The following is a 22,125-nucleotide window of genomic DNA, read 5'->3' as shown; positions in this document are numbered from 1 at the left end:
GGTCCAGTCCCATGGGTAAGTGTCCGCGAATCCCTGGAATCGACGCACCAGCTTCACCCTCACTTCGATCGTCCGCGCCTCCAGCCCGCGACTCGATTGCTGCTCGGCCCATCCGTCCAGCATCGAGTCGAAGACGAACTTCTCTTCGTGCAGAGGAAAGACGTTGTTTCGCAGCTGAAAGGGGATCGGCGAAAATGAGGAATCCGGCACTCAACCATGTTGCATTAGAAGTAGCATTGATGCAACTAAGGACTCAAGCTAGAAGAGTCGCCCCGGATCCGATGGCGGCGTATCGGCGCCTTCCGGGTCGACATGGATGATCGCGTTTACAGGCGCCGACGCCGAGACCGCCGCTTCAAACAGTTCCCCTCCTGGGTCCGGCCTCGTGAGCCACTCTTCGGCAAAACCGGGGTTGATCAGCAGCGGCATCCGATCGTGGATGTGCTCCAAGTGATCGGAGGCCGGCTGCATCACGATGCTGTAACAGGTGTAGACCGTCCCATCGGCAGCACGACCAGGGCGCGTCACCGCGGCGAGACCCAATAATCTGTTCTCCGGAGCGGTGAAGCGATACCAGACGCGGGACGGCTTAGCCATCTCGCGCCAGTACGAGACAGGCACGATTGCGCGACCGGGGAGAGTGCCCGTCGTGTGGGCGAGTCGCTCGGATCGGGTGTTGATCGACGCGAAACTCGCCGGTGCACCATTGACGAGGTACCCCCACCAGGCCAGTTCCAGACTGGTCAAGTCCGTGACGATAGGGTTCAGATTGCGCAGATTCTTCCCGGTAGGGCGCAGGATCTCGCCGTCATTCTGAGAAGCCCACGAGCGAAGCCCCTCAAGCACTGACGCATCGACGGCATCCCGATATTCGCGATCGTCAAACCGCGGGTCCAGCCCATAACTCGCGCAGATCAGAGGCTCCTCACGTCGAATCGGAATAACCTATCCCGATCAATGCCTGGTCGAGGGTCCAGCCCGTAACTCGCGCACATGCGCCTCAGCGTAGACGCCGCTGTGGCCCGATGAGGGATTGCGTGACGACTTCGCGGCCGAGGCCGCCGCGGCGCACCGCCCGGCGGCCCAGGTCGCGTGCGAGTTGATACGGGAGCATGTCGAGAGCCAGCGACGCGATCTGGTCGTCGGGTTCCGACTGCCGCCGTCAGTCGGCCGCGATGATGCCGACTTCGGTCAGGCGCTCCAACAGTGCCGCACCGTCCTCGCCCGAAACCCATGGCACGTTCGCCGCAGAATGGTCGTTCACCGCCGTGCGACCGCCCGCCAAGACAGCCTCGGCCGGGGAGAGGCGGCGGATGCCGACGGCCGTCACATGATCGGGGAACTCGCTCGTGAATTCGGTGTAGAGCGCATCGTCGTGCTGCCCGTCGTCGCCGATGAGCATCCACTGGATGCGGGGAAACTCCCGCGCGAGGCGCCGGAGGTTCTCCTGCTTGTGGGAGCGCCCGCTGCGGAACCAGCGATCGTGGGTCGGTCCCCAATCCGTGAGCAGAAGTGAACCGGTGGGGAACAGGTGACGCTGGAGAAAGCGTTGGAGCGTCGGTGCCGCATTCCATGCGCCGGTGGAGAGGTAGATCATGGGGGCGCGCCCGTGATCGGGGGTGAGACGCTGCAGGAGAACCGCCATTCCGGGAACGGGCTGCCGGGCATGCTCGTCGACGACGAAGGAATTCCATGCCGCGAGGAAGGGCCGGGGGAGGGCGGTGACCATGACGGTGTCGTCGACATCGCAGATCACGCCGAAGCCGACGTCGTCCGCGACGATGAACACCTGCGTTTCGACCGGGTCACACCGCTCCACCGACATCGTGACGGTCTGCCATCCCGGCGCAAGACGAGCGGGCAGGACGGTGTCGATGACCCCGCCGCGGTCAGTGACGACCTCGTGAGTCGCACCGTCGATCGTCACCGTGACCTGTGCGTAGCCGATCGGGACGGCCGCGTAGCTCCGCCATCCCCGAACGCTCGCGTGCTCGGCGCCCTGGCGTGTCGGGGGAACGATGAGCACCCGGCCGAGCACACGCACCCACTCCTGACTGCCGTATCCGGGGGAGGTGGACACCGTCGGGTGATGACCCCGGCCACGCGCACGACGTTCGCGCCACGCGTGGAAGCGGTACTCGAAGCGCGCCAACCACAGCACCTTCGTGCGGGGCGTGCGCGAGGAGGCCATCGGTCTATCGTCCCACGCGACCCGTGTCGAGCGGTCCGCGGTGGTCGCCATCGGCGGTCATGTGGCGTGTTTCGCGAGCGACGATGACCCGCCTGATCAGATAGGCGACCAGTAGGAAGAGCACGAGGACACCCACGAAGAGGTAGCCCGCGACGTGCAGCTGGTCGGCGAGCTCTCGATACGTGCCGGCCGCGGCAGCGGCGACCGAGACATACGCGATGGCCCATACGACGCAGGCAGGGGCCGTCCAGGCGAGGAAGCGGCGGTAGGCGAATCCGCTCATTCCGACCGTGAGTGGGACGAGCGAGTGGAGCACCGGAAGAAAGCGGGAGAGGAAGATAGCGGGGCCGCCGCGACGGCGCAGGTAGAGCTCCGCCCGGGTCCAGTTGTGTTCGCCGATAAGCGCACCGAGTCGTGAGAAGCGCACGCGCGGACCGAGCCATCGTCCCAGGCCGAAGCCGATGCTCTCGCCGATCAGCGCGCCTACCACCACCACGCCGATGAGGATCACCGCCTCAGCGACGGAGCCCACGGCGGTCGCGGCAACGATGACGATGGTGTCGCCGGGCACGATCAGCCCGATCAGCACGCTGGTCTCGAGCACGATCGCCGCTCCGGCCAGCGCGGTACGGACGACCGGATCCACGCTCTGCACCGCATCCAGCAGCCACGTGAGGAACTCGTTCACGGGCCCAGAGTATGCGTCTAGCCTGAACGTGTGCCACCTCTTTCGACCCGTCGTCTGGAGACCTGGATCGACCCCGAGCTCCTGTTCCTCGGCGGGCCCGCGCGTGCGCCGCACGGTTTCTGGCTGGATGCCGGGTCGGCCGCGCCGTCTGGCTGGAGTTGGCTGGGTCTGGGGGTACCGGCCGAGCCCGATTTCTCGCGGATCGAGTGTGGCGCGCCGGCGGCAGATGTGGGTCCGTTTCCCGGCGGATGGGTCGGCTGGCTCAGCTATGAGGCGGGCGCGGCTGCGGCGGGAGCACCCGTCGCGAGGAGTGAGCCGTCGGCAGTCTGGCTGCACGTCGAGCGATTCGTTGCGGTCGACCACGCTGCGCGGGCGCTGTGGCTGTACGCACCCGAAGACGAACTCGCATCGTTCGCGGCTGAGGTGGACGGCTGGCGGGAAGTGGGCCTCGGGAGCCCGCCCTTTCCGCTTCCGCCGGCCGGCGAGGTCATCGCGCGCGACAGCCCCGAGCGCTATGCCGCGCTGATCGAGGATTGCCGCTCGGCGATCCGCGCCGGTGACGCCTATCAGCTGTGCCTGACGACGCGATTCGAGATCACGGCATCCGCGCTCGACCCCGTTGCGTCCTATCTGCACCTGCGCCGCGCACAGCCGTCGCACCACGGCGGATTCATCCGCAGCGGCGCATGGGCGCTCGCGAGCGCCAGCCCCGAGCAGTTCCTGCACCTCGGAGGCGGAACGGTCCGCACGCACCCCATCAAAGGCACCCGGCCGCGCGGCCATGACGCCGAAACGGATCGCGCGGCGGCGGCGGAACTCGTCTCGAGCGAGAAGGAGCGTGCCGAGAATGTCATGATCGTCGATCTCATGCGCAATGATCTGCAGCGCGTCTGCGTACCGGGCACCGTCGCCGCCGAGAGTCTTCTCGCGATCGAATCGTATCCGTCGGTGCACCAGTTGGTCTCGACGATTTCCGGGCGCCTCATGCCGGGCACGACCATCGGTGATGTGGTGGATGCCGCGTTCCCCGCGGGAAGCATGACCGGGGCGCCGAAGCTGTCCGCGATGACGATCCTGCACCGGTTCGAGCGGGGTCCGCGTGGGGTGTACGCGGGGTGCTTCGGCTGGGTCGGTGCTGACGGCAGCGCCGACCTGGCGATGGTGATCCGCTCCATCGTCTTTCACCCGGGCGGCGCCTATGTCGGGGCCGGCGGGGGGATCACGTGGCTCTCGGATGCCGCGGCCGAAGTCGCCGAAGTCGCCGTCAAAGCGCGTGCGCCGCTGGCCGCGCTCGGAGCGGCTCTCCCCCCCGGCTGGTGAGACGACGCGTCCGGTAACCTGAGAAGACGCGTCCGCGCGTCCCCCCGACTTCCACGATTGGTGCTTTTGTGTCCACAACGTTCCCCCCTGCCGGCGAGACTGCCGAGGGCAGCAGCTTCGATCCGTCCGCGATCCAGGCGAAGTGGCAGCGGCTGTGGAACGATGCCGATCCGTTCCGCGCCGGTGGTGAAGACGACACCCGCCCGCGCAAGTACGTCCTGGGCATGTTCCCCTACCCGTCCGGCGACCTTCACATGGGCCACGCCGAGAACTACGCCTACGTCGATGTCGTCGCGCGCTTCTGGCGGCACCGTGGCTATAACGTCCTGAACCCCATCGGCTGGGACAGCTTCGGTCTGCCCGCTGAGAACGCCGCGATCAAGGGCGGTGCTGGGTCGGACCCGCGCGAGTGGACGTATCGCAACATCGACCAGCACAAGAAGAGCTTTCGCGAGTTCGGGTCCTCGTATGACTGGAGTCGTGTGCTGCACACCAGCGACCCGGAGTACTACCGCTGGAACCAGTGGCTGTTTCAGCGGCTGTACGAGCGCGACCTCGCCTATCGAAAGGAAAGCCCGGTCAACTGGTGCCCGAACGATCAGACCGTGCTCGCGAATGAGCAGGTGGTGGACGGACACTGCGAGCGCTGCGGCGCCGAGGTCGTCAAGAAGAAGCTGACGCAGTGGTACTTCAAGATCACCGACTATGCCGACCGGCTGCTCGATGACCTGAACCAGCTCGAGGGCTTCTGGCCGTCCAAGGTCATCCGCATGCAGCGCAACTGGATCGGGCGCTCCGTCGGCGCCGACATCGACTTCGAGATCGAAGGCCGCGCGGAGAAGATCAGCGTCTTCTCGACGCGCCCCGACACGCTGTACGGCGCGACGTTCATGGTCGTCGCTCCCGATTCCGATCTCGCCGCGGAGCTCGCCGCCGGCTCCAGTCCCGAGGTCCAGGCGGCCTTCCAGGCCTATCTCGATCGTGTCGGTAAGGCCAGTGAGATCGAGCGCCAGGCCACCGATCGCCCGAAGACCGGTGTGTTCCTCGACCGCTTCGCCGTGAACCCGATCAACGGCGAGCGACTGCCGATCTGGGCGGCCGACTACGTGCTCGCCGACTACGGCCACGGTGCCGTCATGGCGGTGCCCGCGCACGATCAGCGTGACCTCGACTTCGCGCGCGCGTTCGGTCTCCCCGTGAAGGTCGTCGTCGACACGACGGCGCCGGTCACCGGCGCGCTCTCGGTGATCGAGCTCGACGAGGAGGGCGTGCCGATCGACCCGTTCGACGACGAGCCGACGCTTGCCGAGCTAGACCCGGCATCCACAGGCATGGCCCTCACCGACGATGGGCGGCTGATCAACTCCGGTTCGCTCAACGGGCTGAGCAAGCGGCACGCAATCGCCCGTGTCATCGAAGAGCTGACGGCTCGCGGCACCGGACGCGCGTCCAAGTCGTACCGCCTGCGCGACTGGCTGATCTCACGACAGCGGTTCTGGGGCACGCCGATCCCGATGATCCACACGGCCGACGGACGCACCCTCCCGGTGCCCGAGGATCAGCTTCCTCTGGTGCTCCCGGACGCGCGGGGCCTCGACCTCGCCCCCAAGGGGACATCGCCGCTCGGAGGCGCGACCGAGTGGATGCAGACGATCGATCCTGAAACCGGCGAACCGGCGCTTCGGGATCCGGACACGATGGACACCTTCGTCGACAGCTCGTGGTATTTCCTGCGCTTCCTGGCTCCTCACGACAGCTCCGAGGCGTTCCCGCCCGCGCAGGCCGCGCGCTGGGCGCCCGTGGACTCATATATCGGCGGCGTGGAACACGCCATCCTCCACCTGCTGTACGCGCGCTTCATCACCAAGGTCCTCTTCGACATGGGGCTCATTGACTTCACCGAGCCGTTCTCGAGCCTGATCAATCAGGGGATGGTGCTGCTCGACGGGTCGAAGATGTCCAAGAGCAAGGGCAACCTCGTCGAATTCGCCTCCAGCATGATCGAGCCGGGTGCCGACGCCGTGCGTGTCGCGATCGCGTTCGCCGGTCCGGTAGAAGACGACATCAATTGGGAAGACGTCTCCACGACGGGAGCGCAGAAGTTCCTGGCACGCGCCTGGCGCGTCGCCAAAGACGTCGCGAGCGATCCGGAGGTCGTCTGGGCGGAGGGCGACGCGGCGCTGAGGCGTGTGACGCACCGACTCTGGGCGGATGCCCCGGGACTCATCGAGCAGACGAAGTTCAACGTCGTGGTCGCGCGGCTGATGGAACTGGTCAATGCCACCCGCAAAGTGATCGACTCGGGCGCCGGGCCGGCCGATCCCGCCGTTCGCGAAGCGGCTGAGGCGACGGCCATGATCCTCGATCTGTTCGCTCCGCACATGGCGGAGGAGATGTGGGAGATCCTCGGCTATGAGCCGTTCGTCGGTCTTGTGCCGTGGCGCCAGGCCGACCCGATGCTCCTCGTGGAGGAGTCGCTCACGGCGGTCGTGCAGGTCGATGGGAAGGTCCGCGGCACGCTGACCGTGTCGGCGCGGATCTCGGCCGACGAGCTCGAAGCCCTTGCCCGGTCCGATGAGAGGGTGCTGCGCTCGCTCGCGGGGCGCGAGATCACCCGGGCCGTCGTTCGTGCGCCGAAGGTCGTCAGCTTCACGACGGTCTAGACCGGCGCGCGTTGCGACGCCTGGTGGGATGCCGGAGTCTCCTCCACAGCGCGGGAGTTTCGGCATCGATCCACGGATCGCTTCCCGGACTGAGCCACCGGCTGTGCGCGCTGACACCCTGAACCCGTGTCCATTTCGCCGCCGCAGCACCCACGCCGGCGCCTGGGCGTGGGTGCTGCGATCGTGCTCGTTCTCGTAGCGGCGTGCGTCGCGGTGGCTGTCGGCGTCGTGAGGACGTCATCCGAGCCGGTCGAGGACATTCCCTACACGCAGTCCTCCGCCGAACCGGCCGTCCTCTACGTGCACGTCTTCGGCGCGGTCGCACAACCCGGGCTCTACCGGCTCCCGGAGGGCGCGCGCGTCGTCGATGTCTTCGCGGCCGCCGGCGGGCTGCTCAGCGAAGCAGACACGGCCGCGGTCAATCTCGCCCGCCTTCTCGCTGACGGTGAACAGCTCTACGTGCCCGCTGTGGGGGAGAGCCCGGTCGTCGACCCGCCCGGTGCCGGGCCGCCCGGAGATGGGCGGGTGAACCTCAACACGGCCGACGCCGCCGACCTCGATACCCTGCCGCGGATCGGCCCGGCGATGGCCGAGCGGATTCTGTCATGGAGGGAGGAGAACGGTCGCTTCACGAGCGTCGAGGATCTGCTGGCCGTCCCAGGGATCGGCGAGAAGATGCTCGAGGGGCTGCGAGACCTGGTGACGGTGTGAGTCTCCGGTCCGCGCGTCGACGCGACCTACGTCTCATACCGGTCGCGCTTTCGGCCTGGCTTACCGCGGCGATCGTCACGGTGCACGCGGAGGCTGCTTCAGCCGTGGCCGTCGCGTTGTGGATGGGGGCATCCGGGCTGCTGGGGGCGGCGATCCTGCGTCGTCGTCGCAGCAGCGGCGCCGCGGGGCTGGTGATCGTCATCACCGCCGTCTGCTGCGGCGTTGCAGCGGCGACTGCGACGTCCGTCGCGGTGTCCGCCGAACCCCGAGCAGACGCCGCGGAATGGCAGCTGGGCGGCGGACGGGCGCTCGAGGCCGAGGCTGCTGTCGTCGGCAAGATCGAGCGGACCACCACCGGGTGGCGCTTCGATGCCCAGTTGCGCTCGCTCGCGACCGGGGCCGTTGCACGGGTCCAGGCGGTGCCCGTGGTCGTGCGCATCTCGAGCGTTCCCGCCGGGCTCGATCTGGGCGCTGTCGTCGCGGTCTCCGGCACGGCGTGGCCGGCTGATCCGGGTCAGCGCGCCGTGCTGGTGATCCAGTCCACCGGCGAGCCCCGCGTGCTCTCACCGCCCGGCGGAGTGTTCGCAGCCGCATCCGCACTGCGCCACGGCCTGCTCGCGACGACGGCGGGGCTTCCACAGCCCGCCGCTGGGCTCATCGCCGGGTTGGCGGTCGGCGATACCTCCGACGTGTCCGTCGACCTGGACGCGGCGATGAAAGCGTCGTCCCTGTCTCACCTGACGGCGGTGTCGGGAGCGAATTGCGCTCTGGTCGTCGGCATCGCGTTCGCCTGCGCCGCACTGTGTGGTGCGCGGCGCGGGCTTCGCGTCGTCATCGGCCTCGCCGCGCTCGCCGGTTTCGTTGTGCTCGTCTCGCCGGAGCCGAGCGTCGTACGTGCGGCCGTCATGGCCGCCATCGCCATGCTCGGGGTTCTGCTCGGCCGTATGGGTGCCGGTGTGTCGCTGCTCAGCACCGCAGTCGGGGTGATCCTCATGGTGGATCCGTGGCAGGCGGGCTCCCTCGGCTTCGCTCTGTCTGTCGCGGCGACCGGGGCGTTGCTGCTCGGCGCCGGTCCGATCGCCGACGGGCTGTCGCGATGGATGCCGTCCGCCCTCGCGCTCGCTCTGTCCGTGCCGCTCGCTGCCCAGTTGGCCTGCGGGCCGCTGCTCATCCTGATCGCGCCACAGGTTCCGGTCTACGGCGTGCTGGCCAATCTGCTCGCTGCGCCCGCGGCCCCGGTGGGCACCGTCCTCGGGCTCCTCGCGTGTGTCACGGCCGGAATCCCGCTGCTCGGCCCGGGCGTCGCGGCGATCGCGTGGCTTCCTGCGGCGTGGATCGCGGGGACCGCCGACGTGTTCGCGCGCGCGCCGGGAGCGAGCATGCCATGGATCGAGGGAGTGCCGGGTCTTGTCGTTCTGGCACTGCTGGGTGCGGCGGTCGTGGGCGTGATCGTCAGCGGACCCGGCCGGGTGCGGGCCGGGTCCGCCTTCGTCGTAGCCGTCGGACTCGTGCTGATGCTCGCGCTCGGACCCATCGCGGGAATGTTGACGCGCGCTCAGGTTCCTGAACGGTGGGCCATCGCGGCGTGTGATGTGGGGCAGGGTGACGCCGTGCTCGTTCGCTCCGCCGGCGCGGTGGCGCTCATCGATACGGGACCGGATCCTGGCCGGTTGCGTGCGTGCCTGCAGCTCCTCGGGGTGGAGCGGATCGACCTGCTCGTCCTCACCCACTTCGATCTGGATCATCGGGGGGGAGTGGATGCCGTGCGCGGCCGGGTCGGGACGGTCCTGCACGGGCCGCCGGGCGGCATTGAGCACCAGCGCGCGCTCGACGCGTTGGCGGCCGGAGGCGCCCGGCTCGAGCGGGCAGTCCTCGGTCAACGTGGCGCGCTCGGCGACGCCCGGTGGCGCGTTCTCTGGCCGCAGCGCGATACGCTGCCGAGCAACGACGCCAGCGTCGTGATCGATGTCGAGGGTGGCGGGGTCCCGGGGGCGCTGTTCCTCGGCGACCTGTCCGGTGCTGGCCAACAGGCGTTCGCCGCGCGTGCGATCCTCCGCGCGCACTACGCCGTGATCAAGGTCGCGCATCACGGCAGTGCCGATCAGCATCCCGCGCTGTACGCGGCCACCGCACCGACGCTCGCGGTGATCTCCGTGGGCGAGAACACGTACGGCCACCCGCGCGCCGAGACGATCGACTTCCTGCTCGACGATCATGCGCGCGTCGTCCGCACCGATCAGGGCGGCACTGTCGCGGTATGGTCCGAACCAGGTGCGCTGCGCATCTGGCGATCCGAGCCTGTCGGCGCCGGTGGCTAGGCTGGGACGATGCCGCCCGCCCCTCGCCGCCCCGCTGGACGCACCTCGTCCGCGATCCCGCAGGTGTCCTGGCGTTCCCCGCAGCCGGCGCCGATCGTGCTGGTCTTCGGACCCGAGGAGGTCTGCGCGGAGCGGGCGGTCGCCGGCATCCGCGAGTATCTGCGCGCCGAGGACCCGAGCCTCGAGGTCTCCGACCTGCGCGCCGACGACTACACCTCCGGCAGCCTGCTCACCCTCACTTCGCCCTCGCTGTTCGGCGAACCGCGACTGGTGCGTGTGGCGGGCGTCGAGAGGTGCTCAGACGAGTTCCTGAGTGAAGCGCTGTCCTATGTCGAGGCGCCGCAGGACGGGGCCACCGTGACCCTCCGACACACCGGAGCCAGCGTGCGCGGAAAGAAGCTCCTCGATGCGCTGCGCAGCGGCAAGGGCGGAGGCATCGAGATCGCGTGTCCGGCGATCAAACGCGACGCCGACCGCTTCGACTTCGCCGCGGGTGAGTTCCAGGCGGCGCAGCGCCGTATCGCGCCCAACGCTCTGCGCGCACTCGTCACCGCCTTCGCCGATGATGTGACCGAACTCGCCGCCGCGTGTCAGCAGCTCATTTCCGATGCACGGGGCGACATCGATGAGGCCGTTGTCACGCGCTACTACGGCGGCCGTGTTGAGACGTCGGCATTCGCCGTGGCCGACACCGCGATCGCCGGACGTTACGGAGAGGCGTTGGTCACGCTGCGTCACGCGCTGGCCAGCGGCGCAGATCCGGTGCCGCTGGTTGCGGCGATCGCGGTGAAGCTGCGCACGATGGCCCGCGTCGCCGGTTCGCGTGAATCTTCGAGCGCGCTGGCCGCCCGCATCGGCATGAAGGACTGGCAGGTCGACCGGGCTCGGCGTGATCTCACGGGCTGGAACGAAGCGACACTCGGCATGGCGATCCAGGCGGCCGCGCGCGCAGACGCCGAGGTCAAAGGCGCATCACGTGACCCGGTCTTCGCGCTCGAGCGGCTCGTGACGGTCATCGCCACGCGCGCGCCGTTCGGCGCCTGATCACACCGCATTGCGACGACGAAGGCCCGCCTCCAGGGGCGGGCCTTGTCATATGGTCATGCTCAGAGTGCGGCGACCTGCTTCGCGATGGCCGACTTGCGGTTCGCGGCCTGGTTCTCGTGGATGACGCCCTTGCTCACGGCCTTGTCGAGCTTCTTGGCTGCGCGAGCCAGTGCCTTCTCGGCAGCGGCCTTGTCGCCACCGGCGACAGCCTCGCGAGTACGACGCACCTCGGTGCGCAGTTCGCTCTTCACCGCCTTGTTGCGCTCGCGCGCCTTGTCGTTGGTCTTGTTGCGCTTGATCTGCGACTTGATATTCGCCACGTTCGACGTCTTTCGTTCGGGGTTTCGGATGAAGAATGTCGCCCGGCGGTAGAGGGGCGCAGGGCGACTGTCGTGTGAGGTGTGGGACTCCCACGCAAGCCAATCACCGAGTCTATCAGGTCACCGAGCGCTGTCACGCGGGGCGGCCGGATCGGTCGCGCCGGCCTCGATCGTCGCGATCGCGAGATCGAGAACCGCGTTGAAGACCTGCGGACGCATGGCGGTCACGAGGTGACTGGTCCTCGGTACCACGATCAGCTCGGCATCCGGCGCGACCTTCGTGAACAATCGCTCATTGACCCGTAGCTGGTCGTACTGTCCGTTGACGAACCACAGCGGCACCTCGATGCGCCGGAGCGCCGCCAGCAGATCGAGCACCGAGAGACTCCGCAGCGCGACGTCCTGCGCGTCATAGGCGTAGCCGCCGGCGCCGAAGTCTGCGCGGGTCTCGGGCGGCAAGGTCAGGTCGAGCAGCTGATCGGCGACCCACGCGCCGCGCCGGGGGAGATGGTCGACCCCGAGCGCGAGGGTTCGATACGTCCGCAGCGCGACACCGCGAGGGATCGCCGTGCAGGACGCGGCGATGAAGGCGGAGATCGGTGGTGGCTTCTCGGCACCTGCGTACTCGACGCACAGGAGCCCGCCCATCGAATGCCCGACGAGGAGCACGTCGCCCGCCTCCGCGGCGGAGCGGACCGCGCGGTCGATCGTGGCGAACGCTTCGTCGAGCGTGAACTCTTCGCTCATGCGTGTCCCGTGCCCGGGAAGGTCCACGGCTGTCGATCCGATGCCCCGTTGATTCAGGTGCTGGACCTGCGCGCGCCACATCGTCGCAGAGGTGCGGATGCCGTGGACCAGTACAACGTGGACAGACATGACCTCAGCCTAAACAGACGAGGTCCGCGGGTGCCGCCGGCATCCCCGCGGACCTCGTCCCGGTTCTCAGAACAGGACCCGCACCTTCACCGCTCCGCTGGTCGAACCGGTGGCGACTTCGGGATCCGACGGCACGAATACGGCGGTATACGTATGCATGCCGCGACTCAGCCGACCCAGTGTGTGGGTTGCGAACCCGCGAGTCACCGGCGCACTCGCCACCAGCGTGTCGCCCTCGCGGAACTCGACGGTCCCCTCGGCGCGGCCGCCATCCTGCTGAACGTAGGCGACGAGCGTCGACGGCACGAGCCGGTTGACGTGGATGGGCAGAATGGCGATCAGCCCGGTGGAGGTCTCCGCCGCCGGCGCGGCCGCAGCCTCCACCGTGAGCGGGACACGCACGACCGTGCCCGACGCCGGGGCGGTCAGCGTCAGCTCCGCGGCGCCGGCGGGTGTACCGAGCGGCAGGGTCACGGTGACCGTGGCCGCGCCTGCCGCGACGGCGACCTCGCCGAGCGCGACCTCGCCGAGCGACACCTGCAGCGTCGTGTTCTCGGGTGCCCCGCGGCTTGTGAGGTCGAGGCCAGATACGGCGAACGTGAACGGCGTCCCCGCGGTGACCTTTTCGGGAAGGCCGCCGACCTGGACGGCGTGCTTCGCGTAGTCCGGTGCGAGCGGCGTTTCGTCGGCGATGTAGTCGACCCACGCCTCGTAGTCGAGGAGACCCGTGTCGACATAGTCCGTGCCCTGCGTGAACCCGCGGAAGTTGTCGCCGCCGGTCGCCAAGAACGAGAACGTGCCGATGCGGTACGACCGGGCCGGGTCGAGCGGTGCGCCGTCGATCGTGACCGAGGTGACGCGGGAACCCTCGGGGCGTGTCGTGTCATACGTGTAGGTGACGTTATCCGACAGGCCCAGCTGCAGATACGGCCGGGAGGGCACCGTGCCGGCGGCGGTGCGCTGCCACTGCTGCTCGAGCACGGTCTGCAGTTGCGTACCTGTGAGGGTCACGAGGCTGAGGGTGTTGTTGAACGGCAGAACCGCGTTCGCCTGAGAGAACGAGACCGTCCCGTCGGGGAGTCCTGGAACGGCGGCCGCACCGAACTCGGTCTGCGTGTTCCAGAGGTCGGCGCGCAGACCGCCAGGGTTCGTCACGCCGATGTCGGCGCCGTTCGGGAGGACGCTCAGCGAGTCGCGCAGCATGTTCGCCACGGCGTTGCCGAGGGTTGATTCGCTCGCCCGGTCATCGCGTGTTCCGCCCGACCACACTCCGTTCTGGAACGCGCCGCCCGCGTACGCGGTCGTGATGTCACCTGCCACCTCGCCGACGCCCGTGTTGCCGATCTCCGCGGCCGCGGCCAGTGCGGCATCGACGATCGACCCCACGGCGGCGACCCGTGGGTACGTGGCCACGAGCGTGGCGGCCGTCGTCGTCGTCCGCTTCACGTTCGTCTCAGTGTGAGTCGACACATCGCCGGTTGCAGGGTCGATCGTGAGGGTGATCTTTCCGATGTTCGCGCCGTAGGCGCCGGTCTGCACGACGGGGCGGGTGCGATCCGTGCCGGGGACCGGCGCCGACCATGCATACTCTTTGTGCGTGTGCCCGGTGAAGATCGCGTCCACCGTGCTGGACGTGTCGTTCACGAGGGCGGCGAAGGCGCCACCCGCCGCAAGCTCCTCAGCGAGCGTGGCACCGTCTGGAGTTCCCGCTCCCGCGCCCTCGTGGTAGAGCGCGACGATCACGTCGGCCTCGCCATTGGAGGGGTCGTCGTCACTGAGTGCTGCCGCGACGCGGTTCACCGCCTCGACGGGGTCGCCGAAGTCGAGATCCGCGATGCCGGCCGGTGACACGAGCGCCGGGGTCTCCTCCGTCACCGCGCCGATGACACCGACCGTGAGACCCTCGGCATCCAGCAGCGTGAACTCGTCGAGAGCGGGCGTTTGGGTGCCCTTCAGGTACACGTTGGCGCCGAGCTGAGGATAGTCGGCGGCGTCGCTGACGCGCCCCACGAGATCCGTGAAGCCTCTGTCGAACTCATGGTTTCCGACTGCGGATGCCTGAAGCCCCAGAGTGTTGAGCACCTCGATCGTCGGCTGATCTTTGGCGACTGACGAGGCGAACAATGACGCACCGATGTTGTCACCCGCCGACAGGAACAGGGTGGGCCCATTCGCCGCCGCGCGCAATTCCTCAACCGTTCCCGCGAAGGCGACGGTGTTGGCGTCGATGCGCCCGTGGAAGTCGTTGATGTCCAGAAGGGTCACCTCGACGGGCGCGGCTTCGGCGGCCAGGCCGACGATCACCGGGTCATGATCACTCGACCGATACGGGTCGTCCGCGTAGAACTCAGTGCCGTGTGACCGGAACCGACTGTACTCGAGGGCCACGGACTCACCCGAGTTGATGTTCCAGATGTCGGCGCCGCTCGCGCGACCGAGGGCCGCGTCGTTGAGCAGCACGTGATCGAGCGAGCCCGAAAGGCCGGAGAAACTGTAGGACGACGAATCCACCTCGAACGCCTGCTCGGCGTCGGTGTAGCCCGCGTCGTACAGGATCTGTAGCGGATCTTCCTGACCATAGGAGTTGAAGTCGCCGACGAGGGCCACAGCCGTGGCGTCTCCCTGCACGGTCGAGACCCAGTCGCGCAGGGCCGTCGCCTGGCGGACACGAGATTCTGTCGAGGACCCTTGACCGTCGCCCGCATCGGCGTCGCCCGGCCAGGGACCGGCCGAGCCCTTCGACTTGAAGTGGTTGACGACGAACAGGAAGGGTGCCCCACCGGCGTCCGGCGTGAAGACCTGACCGATCGGTTCGCGCGCATTGCCGAAGGCCTCGCCCTCGGCGCTCTGGTCGCCGAGGGCGCGTGCGGCGCCGACGGTGTCGACCGATGCGGTGCGGTAGATGATCGCGTTCGTGATGACGTCTTGCTCGCTCGCCGGCGGAAGATCACTCGAGGAGCTGACGAACGTCCAGGTCTGTTCGCCGGCCGCATCGTTGAGCGCCGCGACGAGGGTGGCTGTCGCCTCATCCGCCGGCTCGCCGAGCGCGGCGGAGTTCTCGATCTCCATGAGACCGACCACGTCAGCGTCAAGCGCCGAGATCGCCTCGACGAGTTTGTCCTGCTGCCGCTGGAGGTCCGCGGCGTCCCAGGCGCCGCGCTGTGGGCAGCCCTCGCGGACGGTGACGCCATCGCCGAAGCGGTCGGTGTAGGGCACGCAAGACGGATTCTCATTGCCGAGCGTCGTGAAGTAGTTCAAGACGTTGAACGACGCCACGCGGAGGTCGCCGCCCACAGCCTCGGGAGCGGCGGTGCGCGGGTTGGCGAAGACCACCGCATCCACTCCGGACCCGTCGCCGGGGAGGGGCTCTCGGGGGTTCAGCTTCCAGACGTTGTTGCGGTAGTCGACGATGAGCGGCTCGGTGAAGGTGACACCGGCGCCGACGACGACCGGCTCGGCCAGCGAGACGTAGGCCGGGGTGAGCGCCGCGTTCGCGGCCGACAGATAGTTGATGCTGGTGCCGTCGTCGAGTGTCACGCCACGAGCAGCGTTGTCCGCCGCGATCGCAGCGGCCTCCGGTGTGCCGGGCCGGGCGAGGTCGGTCGGCTGCCGCAGCGGCTGGTCACCCGCGGCCAACCCCACTTCGCCGTACTGGTTGGTCGCATATGTGTTCGTGACCGTGAACGCTCCCTGCGGAGCGATCACCATCGACTCGAGACTCTCCCGGTGCGCCGCGGTCGCCGGCCAGGGAAGGGCAGCGGGTGTCGGCGGCGTTGCCGCCTCGATGGCCACAGCCCCGCCGGGCGCGACGGTGATCTCGGTCAGTCCGTTGAACTCCGAGACTGCCCCGGTGACCTGCACGGTGTCGCCGAGGGCGACCTCCGCGGTCGCAGCGGGGGAGTAGACGAAGACCGCGTCGGAGGCCGTATGCGTGGCGAGGTCTACTGCGCCGCCCGTGCCGGGAGTCTGGATGACGTAGCCGCTGTAGCCGCCGGTGGCGTAGCGAGCGGTGACGACGCCGGTCGTGGTGACGGTCGTGCCGGCCAGCGGCGAGGCATCGCCGGAGCCCTGGATCTCGGCGATCGTCGCTGTCGTCGGCTCGGGGGGAGTCGGCTCGCCGCCGGTCGCGCGGCCCACCGGAGTGGGCGCGCCCGCCGTGAAGTCGGCGGCGTTGTCGGCCGTGTTCGCGAAGGTCGCCGACCGCGAAATGCTCGTCGCGTTGGTGGTGGCAGGTGCCGCCGCTGTACCGGCGAAGTGGGTGGCGCCGCCCCATCCGACGAAGTCGATGACCTCGGGCAGCGCCACCAGCCCCGTCGCGCCGACGAGAGCGGCAGGACGGGACACGAGCGCGACCTTACCCTGGGTGCCGCTGAGGGCGATCGAACCATCTACGTCCGAACTGAACCCCGGCAGCGACGTATTGGCGCCGGTCGCCTCGCCGATCAGCAGCTGCTCCCCCGCGTCAAGGGATCCGCTGAGCGGGGTCACCTGCCAACTCGCTCCCGTCGCCGAGGCGTACTGCACGCTGTAGCTGCTGAGATCAATCGCGTCGACGCCGACGTTCGCGAGTTCGATGAAGTCGCGGTTGTAGGTCGCGCCGCTGTTCCCGCCGCCGCCGTACACCTCGGAGATCACCAGTGCGGAGGTCGGTGAGACCGCCGCGGACGCGGGGAGCGGTGCAAGCACCAGCCCTGCGGCAACCATGGCGGTGGCCGCCAGGGTTGCGGTGAAGCGGCCGCTTCTCCTTCGGCTGGCGCGGTGCGGATGGGACAGGGCGTTGTTCGTCACGTTCGTCTCCGAGGAGGTCCGGGCACGACTGGGAGTTTCGCGCAGCTTCCGGCCACCACCTTGAGCATCTTGGCATCGAACCGTTCTGACAAGTGACGCAATGGTTAACTCTTTCTCACACGCGGATTCGCTGGCGCGTCTCACTGATGTCGACTAGAGTCCCCGCCTCCCGGTGCAAGGTGTGCCGGGAGGGTGGTGTGTGCTCCCGGTAGACTTGCCGGAACATGTCCCCGCGCGCCCTGAAGCCTCTCGAGCCTGCCTCCACCCCGCCCGAGCTCATCCGCAACTTCTGCATCATCGCCCACATCGACCACGGCAAGTCGACTCTGGCCGACCGGATGCTGCAGATGACCGGCGTCGTGTCGGACCGCGACATGCGGGCGCAGTACCTGGACCGGATGGACATCGAGCGCGAGCGGGGAATCACGATCAAGTCGCAGGCGGTGCGGATGCCGTGGGCCCTCCAGGAGGCCCTGGGGGATGGGCAGCAGACGTACGCGCTGAACATGATCGATACTCCGGGGCACGTGGACTTCACGTATGAGGTCTCCCGTTCGCTCGCCGCGTGTGAGGGCGCCGTCCTGCTCGTCGACGCCGCGCAGGGGATCGAGGCGCAGACCCTGGCGAATCTGTACCTCGCGCTCGAGAACGACCTGCACATCATCCCGGTCCTCAACAAGATTGACCTTCCCGCCGCCGATCCGCAGAAGTTCGCGTCGGAGTTGGCTAATCTCATCGGTGGGCGGCCCGACGACGTCCTGCGCGTGAGCGGGAAGACCGGGCAGGGCGTCGAGCAGCTGCTCGACCGCATCGTCGAGCAGATCCCCGCTCCGCGGGGGAACGCGGAAGCGCCGGCGCGCGCGATGATCTTCGACTCGGTGTACGACTCGTACCGCGGAGTCGTGACCTACGTCCGCATGATCGACGGAAAGCTCGAGCCGCGAGAACGCATTCAGATGATGTCGACGCGGGCGACGCACGACCTGCTGGAGATCGGGGTGTCCAGCCCAGAACCCGTACCCACCCAGGGCCTCGGCGTCGGCGAAGTGGGCTACCTGATCACGGGTGTCAAGGATGTGCGCCAGTCCAAGGTCGGCGATACGATCACCCACCACCGGATACCGGCGACCGAGGCGCTCCCCGGATACACCGACCCGAAGCCGATGGTGTTCTCGGGAATCTACCCCATCGACGGCAGCGATTATGGCGACCTGCGCGAAGCCCTCGACAAACTCAAGCTGTCCGACGCATCTCTCCAGTACGAACCCGAGACGTCGGTCGCGCTCGGTTTCGGATTCCGATGTGGATTCCTCGGGCTCTTGCACCTCGAGATCATCACGGAGCGGCTTTCTCGCGAATTCGGCCTCGATCTCATCACGACGGCACCGTCCGTCACGTACGAGGTCACCACGGACACCGGGGAACTCATCACGGTCACCAATCCGAGCGAGTACCCCGACGGCCGCGTCGCCGAGGTGGCCGAGCCGGTTGTGAACGTCGGCATCCTGCTCCCCAAGGACTACGTCGGCACCGTCATGGAGCTCTGCCAGTTCCGGCGCGGCACGCTGCTCGGCATGGAGTACCTCAGCGAGGACCGCGTGGAACTGCGCTACACCATGCCTCTGGGCGAGATCGTGTTCGACTTCTTCGATCACCTGAAGTCCAAGACGCAGGGATACGCGAGCCTGGACTACGAACCGGCCGGTACTCAGACCGCCGACCTCGTGAAGGTCGACATCCTCCTGCAGGGTGAGAAGGTCGACGCGTTCAGCTCGATCGTCCACCGCGACAAGGCGTATGCATACGGAACCATGATGACGGAACGCCTGCGGAAGCTCATTCCACGGCAGCAGTTCGAGGTGCCCATCCAGGCCGCGATCGGTGCTCGCATCATCGCCCGCGAGAACATCCGGGCCATCCGCAAGGACGTCCTCGCCAAGTGCTACGGCGGGGACATCACCCGTAAGCGCAAGCTCCTTGAGAAGCAGAAAGAGGGCAAGAAGCGTATGAAGATGGTAGGCCGTGTCGAGGTTCCTCAGGAAGCCTTCATTGCGGCTCTGTCGGGTGACGTGGACGGCAAAGACAAGAAGTAGCAGATCGGCGAAGGGTGGAGCGCATGCGCCGCGGGAACTTCCAGGACGACACCGTCGACTACGCCGCGGTCGGCGCGACACAGGCGCACGACCTGATGGGATACCCGCCCGAGCACAGCGTGCCGGCGGAAGCTTCATGGCGGATCGGGAGCGGCGAGGAACGCTTCACCTCCTCGGGCGAGGCATTGCTCTCGTGGACGGCACTGCGCGGCGCCGGCCTCGCGGTCCGGGACGTCCGCCCGGCAGCCGGGCCGATGTATTCAGGTGTGAGCTTCGACGCGGAAGGCGCCCCCGTCGTGCCGAGTCGCCTCGAGGCTGAGCAGCGCTTCGATGCCGACGGCACTCCGTACGTCGGTGCCGGGACGACTGTGCGGGTGCACGGTCGCGTCGGGGGAGTGAGCGCCGATGCCGAATTGCGCGTGATCTTCGTGACCGAGGAACCGCGCCGCGTCGGCTTCGCACTCGGGACGGTCGGCGATTCGGTCGTCAGCGGTGAAGAGTCGTTCGTCATCGAGTGGTATGACAACGACGAGGTCTGGTTCACAGTGCGGGCTTTCGATCGGCCCGTGTCTCCGCTCTATCGCTTGCTGCCCCCGCTGGTGAGGCGCCGGCGCCGCGAGCTGTTCCAGGGGTACCTGCGCGCGATCTCTCCGCTGTACACGACGCCGGCCTGATGGGGTCGGCTGCCCCGCTCGGCGATCCGGTTCCGCGGGACGGCGCGCTCCCGGACGATATCCACGCCAACCCCGACCGCGGCTTCGGCGTGTACCTGCATGTTCCGTTCTGCCGAGTGCGCTGCGGGTACTGCGACTTCAACACCTACACGGCGACAGAACTGCGCGGGGCACGGCAGGACACCTATGCCGACGAGGTTCTCCGCGAGATCTCTCTGTCGCGTCAGGTCCTTTCCCGCGCGGGCGCACTGCGCGCCGCGCGCACGGTGTTCTTCGGCGGCGGTACCCCGACGCTGCTTCCGCCGGGTGACCTCGCGCGCATGCTGGGAGGCGTGCGTGACACGTTCGGGCTGGAGCCGGAAGCCGAGATCACCGTCGAGGCCAATCCCGACACGGTCACGGATGCCGGCGCGAAGGCGCTGGCCGCCGCTGGTGTGACGCGGCTGTCGATCGGAATGCAGTCGGCTGTGCCTCACGTGCTGGCCGCGCTCGACCGTACTCATGACCCCGACGGCGTGGAGACGGCTGTCGCGTCGGCCCGTGCGGCTGGGCTCGCCGTGAGCCTCGACCTGATCTACGGCGCGCCGGGAGAATCGCTCGCCGACTGGCGGGTCTCGCTGGAGTCCGCGATCGCGCTCCATCCGGACCACATCTCCGCCTACGCGCTGATCGTCGAGGAAGGCACCAAGCTTGCGCGTCAGATTCGCCGTGGGGAGGTGCAGGAGCCCTCGGATGATCTCCAGGCCGATATGTACGAACTGGCCGACGAGCTGCTGGCGGCGGCGGGATTCCACTGGTACGAAGTGTCAAACTGGGCGACTGAACCCGCGCACCGCTCCCGGCACAATCTGGCCTACTGGCGGGGTGAGGATTGGTGGGGGTACGGCCCCGGAGCCCACAGCCACGTGGGCGGACTCCGATGGTGGAACGTGCGGCATCCCGCCGCATACGCTCAGCGCCTCGTCGCAGGCGAATCCCCCGGGGCCGGGCGTGAGCGTCCGGACGCCGCCGCCCGGCAGCTCGAAAGTGTGCTGCTGCGATCGCGGATCGCCGACGGGCTCGCGGTGTCGGAGCTCACGCGCGAGGGCCGCGAAGCCATCGCGGGGCTTATCGGCGACGGCCTCGTCGACGGTGCCGCCGCCGTCCGCGGAAGGATCGTGCTGACTCTCCGGGGCCGTCTGCTGGCGGATGCCGTCGTGCGCGCGCTGACGCGTTAGCGCATCAGCGCGCTCGTGACCCGGCAGTTGCATCGGTGCGAGTGACACGCTCATCACGTCGAGGCACGGACGGTCGTCCGGGTGGCGCGATAGGATTGGCACTCGAGGATCGGGAGTGCCAGAACCCGGCGGATCGGCGAGGAGGATCATGGTCTCGGAACGCGGCCTGCAGGTCCTGCGCGCGATCGTGCAGGACTACGTTGAGACGCACGAACCCGTCGGAAGCAAGGCGATCGTCGACCGTCATCAGTTCGGCGTCTCGGCAGCCACGATTCGCAATGACATGGCGCTGCTCGAAGACGAAGAACTCATCGAGGCTCCACACACCTCGTCGGGGCGGGTCCCGACCGATAAGGGCTATCGCGTCTTCGTCGATCACCTCGCCGACCTCCGTCCCCTGAGCACCGCGCAGCGGACGGCGATCTCGTCGTTCCTGACCGATCCGGTCGACCTCGACGATCTCCTCGTGCGCACCGTACGCGCGCTCACTCACCTCACCGGCCAGGTCGCGATCGTGCAGTACCCGTCTTTCGCTCGCGCGAGCGTCTCGCACGTCGAGGTCGTTCATCTCGGTGGCACGCGGGTGGTGATCATCGTCGTGACAGACACGGGTCGTGTTTCGCAGCGCGTCGCATTCTTGCGCGAAGAGCTTTCAGGCGGTGACATCGATCAGATCAAGGCGGCGATCGCCCGCCTCGTCACCGGTTCGTCGGTGCGCGACGCGGCACAGGCGATCGCCGATGTCCTCGCAGAGGAGTCCACACGTCCCTCCGCGGGGGTGGAGGACGCCGTGCGCTCCGTCGCGCGGATCGTCGCCGAGGAGCTCGACGAGTTCCGCCACGACCGCCTGGTCATGGCCGGCAGCGCGACTCTCGCGCGCCGGGAAAGCGACTTCCGCGGCAGCATCTATCCACTTCTGGAGGCGATCGAAGAGCAGGTGACACTGCTGCGCCTCATGGGCGAGATGGTCGCTGACGAACAGGGACTGGCCGCCAGCATCGGGCGCGAGAACGACCCGTTCGGACTGGGCGAGGCTTCCGTTCTCACGAGCGACTACGATGCAACCGGCTCCCCGGCGCGCGTGGGCCTGCTCGGTCCCACCCGCATGGACTATCCCACCAACCTCGCGACGGTTCGCGCCGTCGCACACTACCTGAGCCGCCTGCTCGACGAGGACGACACGTCCCGCTGAGCGCGCGGTTCGCAACCCCGCGTCCCC

Annotated in this window: 15 protein-coding genes and 1 pseudogene; 9 read left to right on the top strand and 7 right to left on the bottom strand. The window is 68.1% G+C overall.

The annotated features are described in order from the left end of the window. From QZV81_RS02610 to QZV81_RS02595, 4 genes and pseudogenes are all read right to left on the bottom strand, one after another. Positions 1–210, bottom strand: a pseudogene (locus tag QZV81_RS02610) (site-specific integrase); the annotation flags it as partial. A gap of 48 nt (positions 211–258) precedes the next feature. Further along, positions 259–747: an SOS response-associated peptidase family protein gene (locus QZV81_RS02605; protein WP_292832039.1), complete on the bottom strand. Its 489-nt coding sequence runs from the start codon at positions 745–747 to the stop codon at positions 259–261. A 415-nt stretch (positions 748–1,162) separates the two neighbouring features. Next, complete coding sequence (locus QZV81_RS02600) at positions 1,163–2,191, bottom strand: phosphatase domain-containing protein (protein ID WP_292832036.1); 1,029 nt, start codon at positions 2,189–2,191, stop codon at positions 1,163–1,165. Between the two features lie 4 nt (positions 2,192–2,195). Next, a complete protein-coding gene (locus tag QZV81_RS02595) occupies positions 2,196–2,879 on the bottom strand; it encodes a VTT domain-containing protein (protein ID WP_292832033.1) in 684 nt (227 codons plus the stop codon). A gap of 30 nt (positions 2,880–2,909) precedes the next feature. On the opposite strand from QZV81_RS02595, the gene QZV81_RS02590 reads away from it, so the two are divergent. The 5 genes from QZV81_RS02590 (at position 2,910) to holA (ending at position 10,935) form a co-directional block, all read left to right on the top strand. Beyond that, complete coding sequence (locus QZV81_RS02590; RefSeq protein WP_292832030.1) at positions 2,910–4,199, top strand: anthranilate synthase component I family protein; 1,290 nt, start codon at positions 2,910–2,912, stop codon at positions 4,197–4,199. A gap of 68 nt (positions 4,200–4,267) precedes the next feature. Next, a complete protein-coding gene (gene leuS, locus QZV81_RS02585) occupies positions 4,268–6,862 on the top strand; it encodes a leucine--tRNA ligase (RefSeq protein WP_292832027.1) in 2,595 nt (864 codons plus the stop codon). A gap of 126 nt (positions 6,863–6,988) precedes the next feature. Next, entirely contained in the window at positions 6,989–7,573 is a 585-nt protein-coding gene (locus tag QZV81_RS02580; RefSeq protein WP_292832023.1) for a ComEA family DNA-binding protein, read from the top strand. Between the two features lie 104 nt (positions 7,574–7,677). Next, a complete protein-coding gene (locus QZV81_RS02575) occupies positions 7,678–9,891 on the top strand; it encodes a ComEC/Rec2 family competence protein (RefSeq protein ID WP_363331578.1) in 2,214 nt (737 codons plus the stop codon). 9 nt (positions 9,892–9,900) lie between these two features. Then, positions 9,901–10,935 (top strand): DNA polymerase III subunit delta, encoded by a 1,035-nt coding sequence (gene holA, locus QZV81_RS02570; RefSeq protein WP_292832020.1) that lies wholly within the window; start codon positions 9,901–9,903, stop codon positions 10,933–10,935. Positions 10,936–10,997: 62 nt separating this feature from the next. Here holA and rpsT read toward each other — a convergent pair whose 3' ends face one another. From rpsT to QZV81_RS02555, 3 genes are all read right to left on the bottom strand, one after another. Further along, complete coding sequence (rpsT, locus tag QZV81_RS02565; protein ID WP_292832017.1) at positions 10,998–11,258, bottom strand: 30S ribosomal protein S20; 261 nt, start codon at positions 11,256–11,258, stop codon at positions 10,998–11,000. 120 nt (positions 11,259–11,378) lie between these two features. Beyond that, positions 11,379–12,134 carry an alpha/beta hydrolase gene (locus tag QZV81_RS02560; RefSeq protein ID WP_292832014.1) on the bottom strand — a complete coding sequence of 252 codons (756 nt, stop codon included), beginning with the start codon at positions 12,132–12,134 and terminating at the stop codon, positions 11,379–11,381. Positions 12,135–12,200: 66 nt separating this feature from the next. Next, entirely contained in the window at positions 12,201–16,922 is a 4,722-nt protein-coding gene (locus QZV81_RS02555) for an ExeM/NucH family extracellular endonuclease (protein WP_363331576.1), read from the bottom strand. Positions 16,923–17,146: 224 nt separating this feature from the next. On the opposite strand from QZV81_RS02555, the gene lepA reads away from it, so the two are divergent. The 4 genes from lepA to hrcA all read left to right on the top strand — a co-directional run bounded on the left by lepA (position 17,147) and on the right by hrcA (position 22,098). After that, a complete protein-coding gene (gene lepA / locus QZV81_RS02550; protein ID WP_292832011.1) occupies positions 17,147–19,015 on the top strand; it encodes a translation elongation factor 4 in 1,869 nt (622 codons plus the stop codon). 23 nt (positions 19,016–19,038) lie between these two features. Next, positions 19,039–19,689, top strand: a complete 651-nt coding sequence (locus QZV81_RS02545; RefSeq protein WP_292832008.1) for a DUF1990 family protein — start codon at positions 19,039–19,041, stop codon at positions 19,687–19,689. Then, a complete protein-coding gene (hemW, locus tag QZV81_RS02540) occupies positions 19,689–20,906 on the top strand; it encodes a radical SAM family heme chaperone HemW (RefSeq protein ID WP_292832005.1) in 1,218 nt (405 codons plus the stop codon). Before QZV81_RS02545 ends, hemW begins: the two co-directional genes overlap by 1 nt. 148 nt (positions 20,907–21,054) lie before the next feature. After that, positions 21,055–22,098: a heat-inducible transcriptional repressor HrcA gene (gene hrcA / locus QZV81_RS02535; RefSeq protein WP_292832002.1), complete on the top strand. Its 1,044-nt coding sequence runs from the start codon at positions 21,055–21,057 to the stop codon at positions 22,096–22,098. Positions 22,099–22,125: the final 27 nt, after the last annotated feature.

This window comes from Microbacterium sp. (assembly GCF_011620665.1).
In the GTDB taxonomy this organism is placed as follows: domain Bacteria; phylum Actinomycetota; class Actinomycetes; order Actinomycetales; family Microbacteriaceae; genus Microbacterium.
This window is presented reverse-complemented; position numbering and strand designations above follow the sequence as displayed.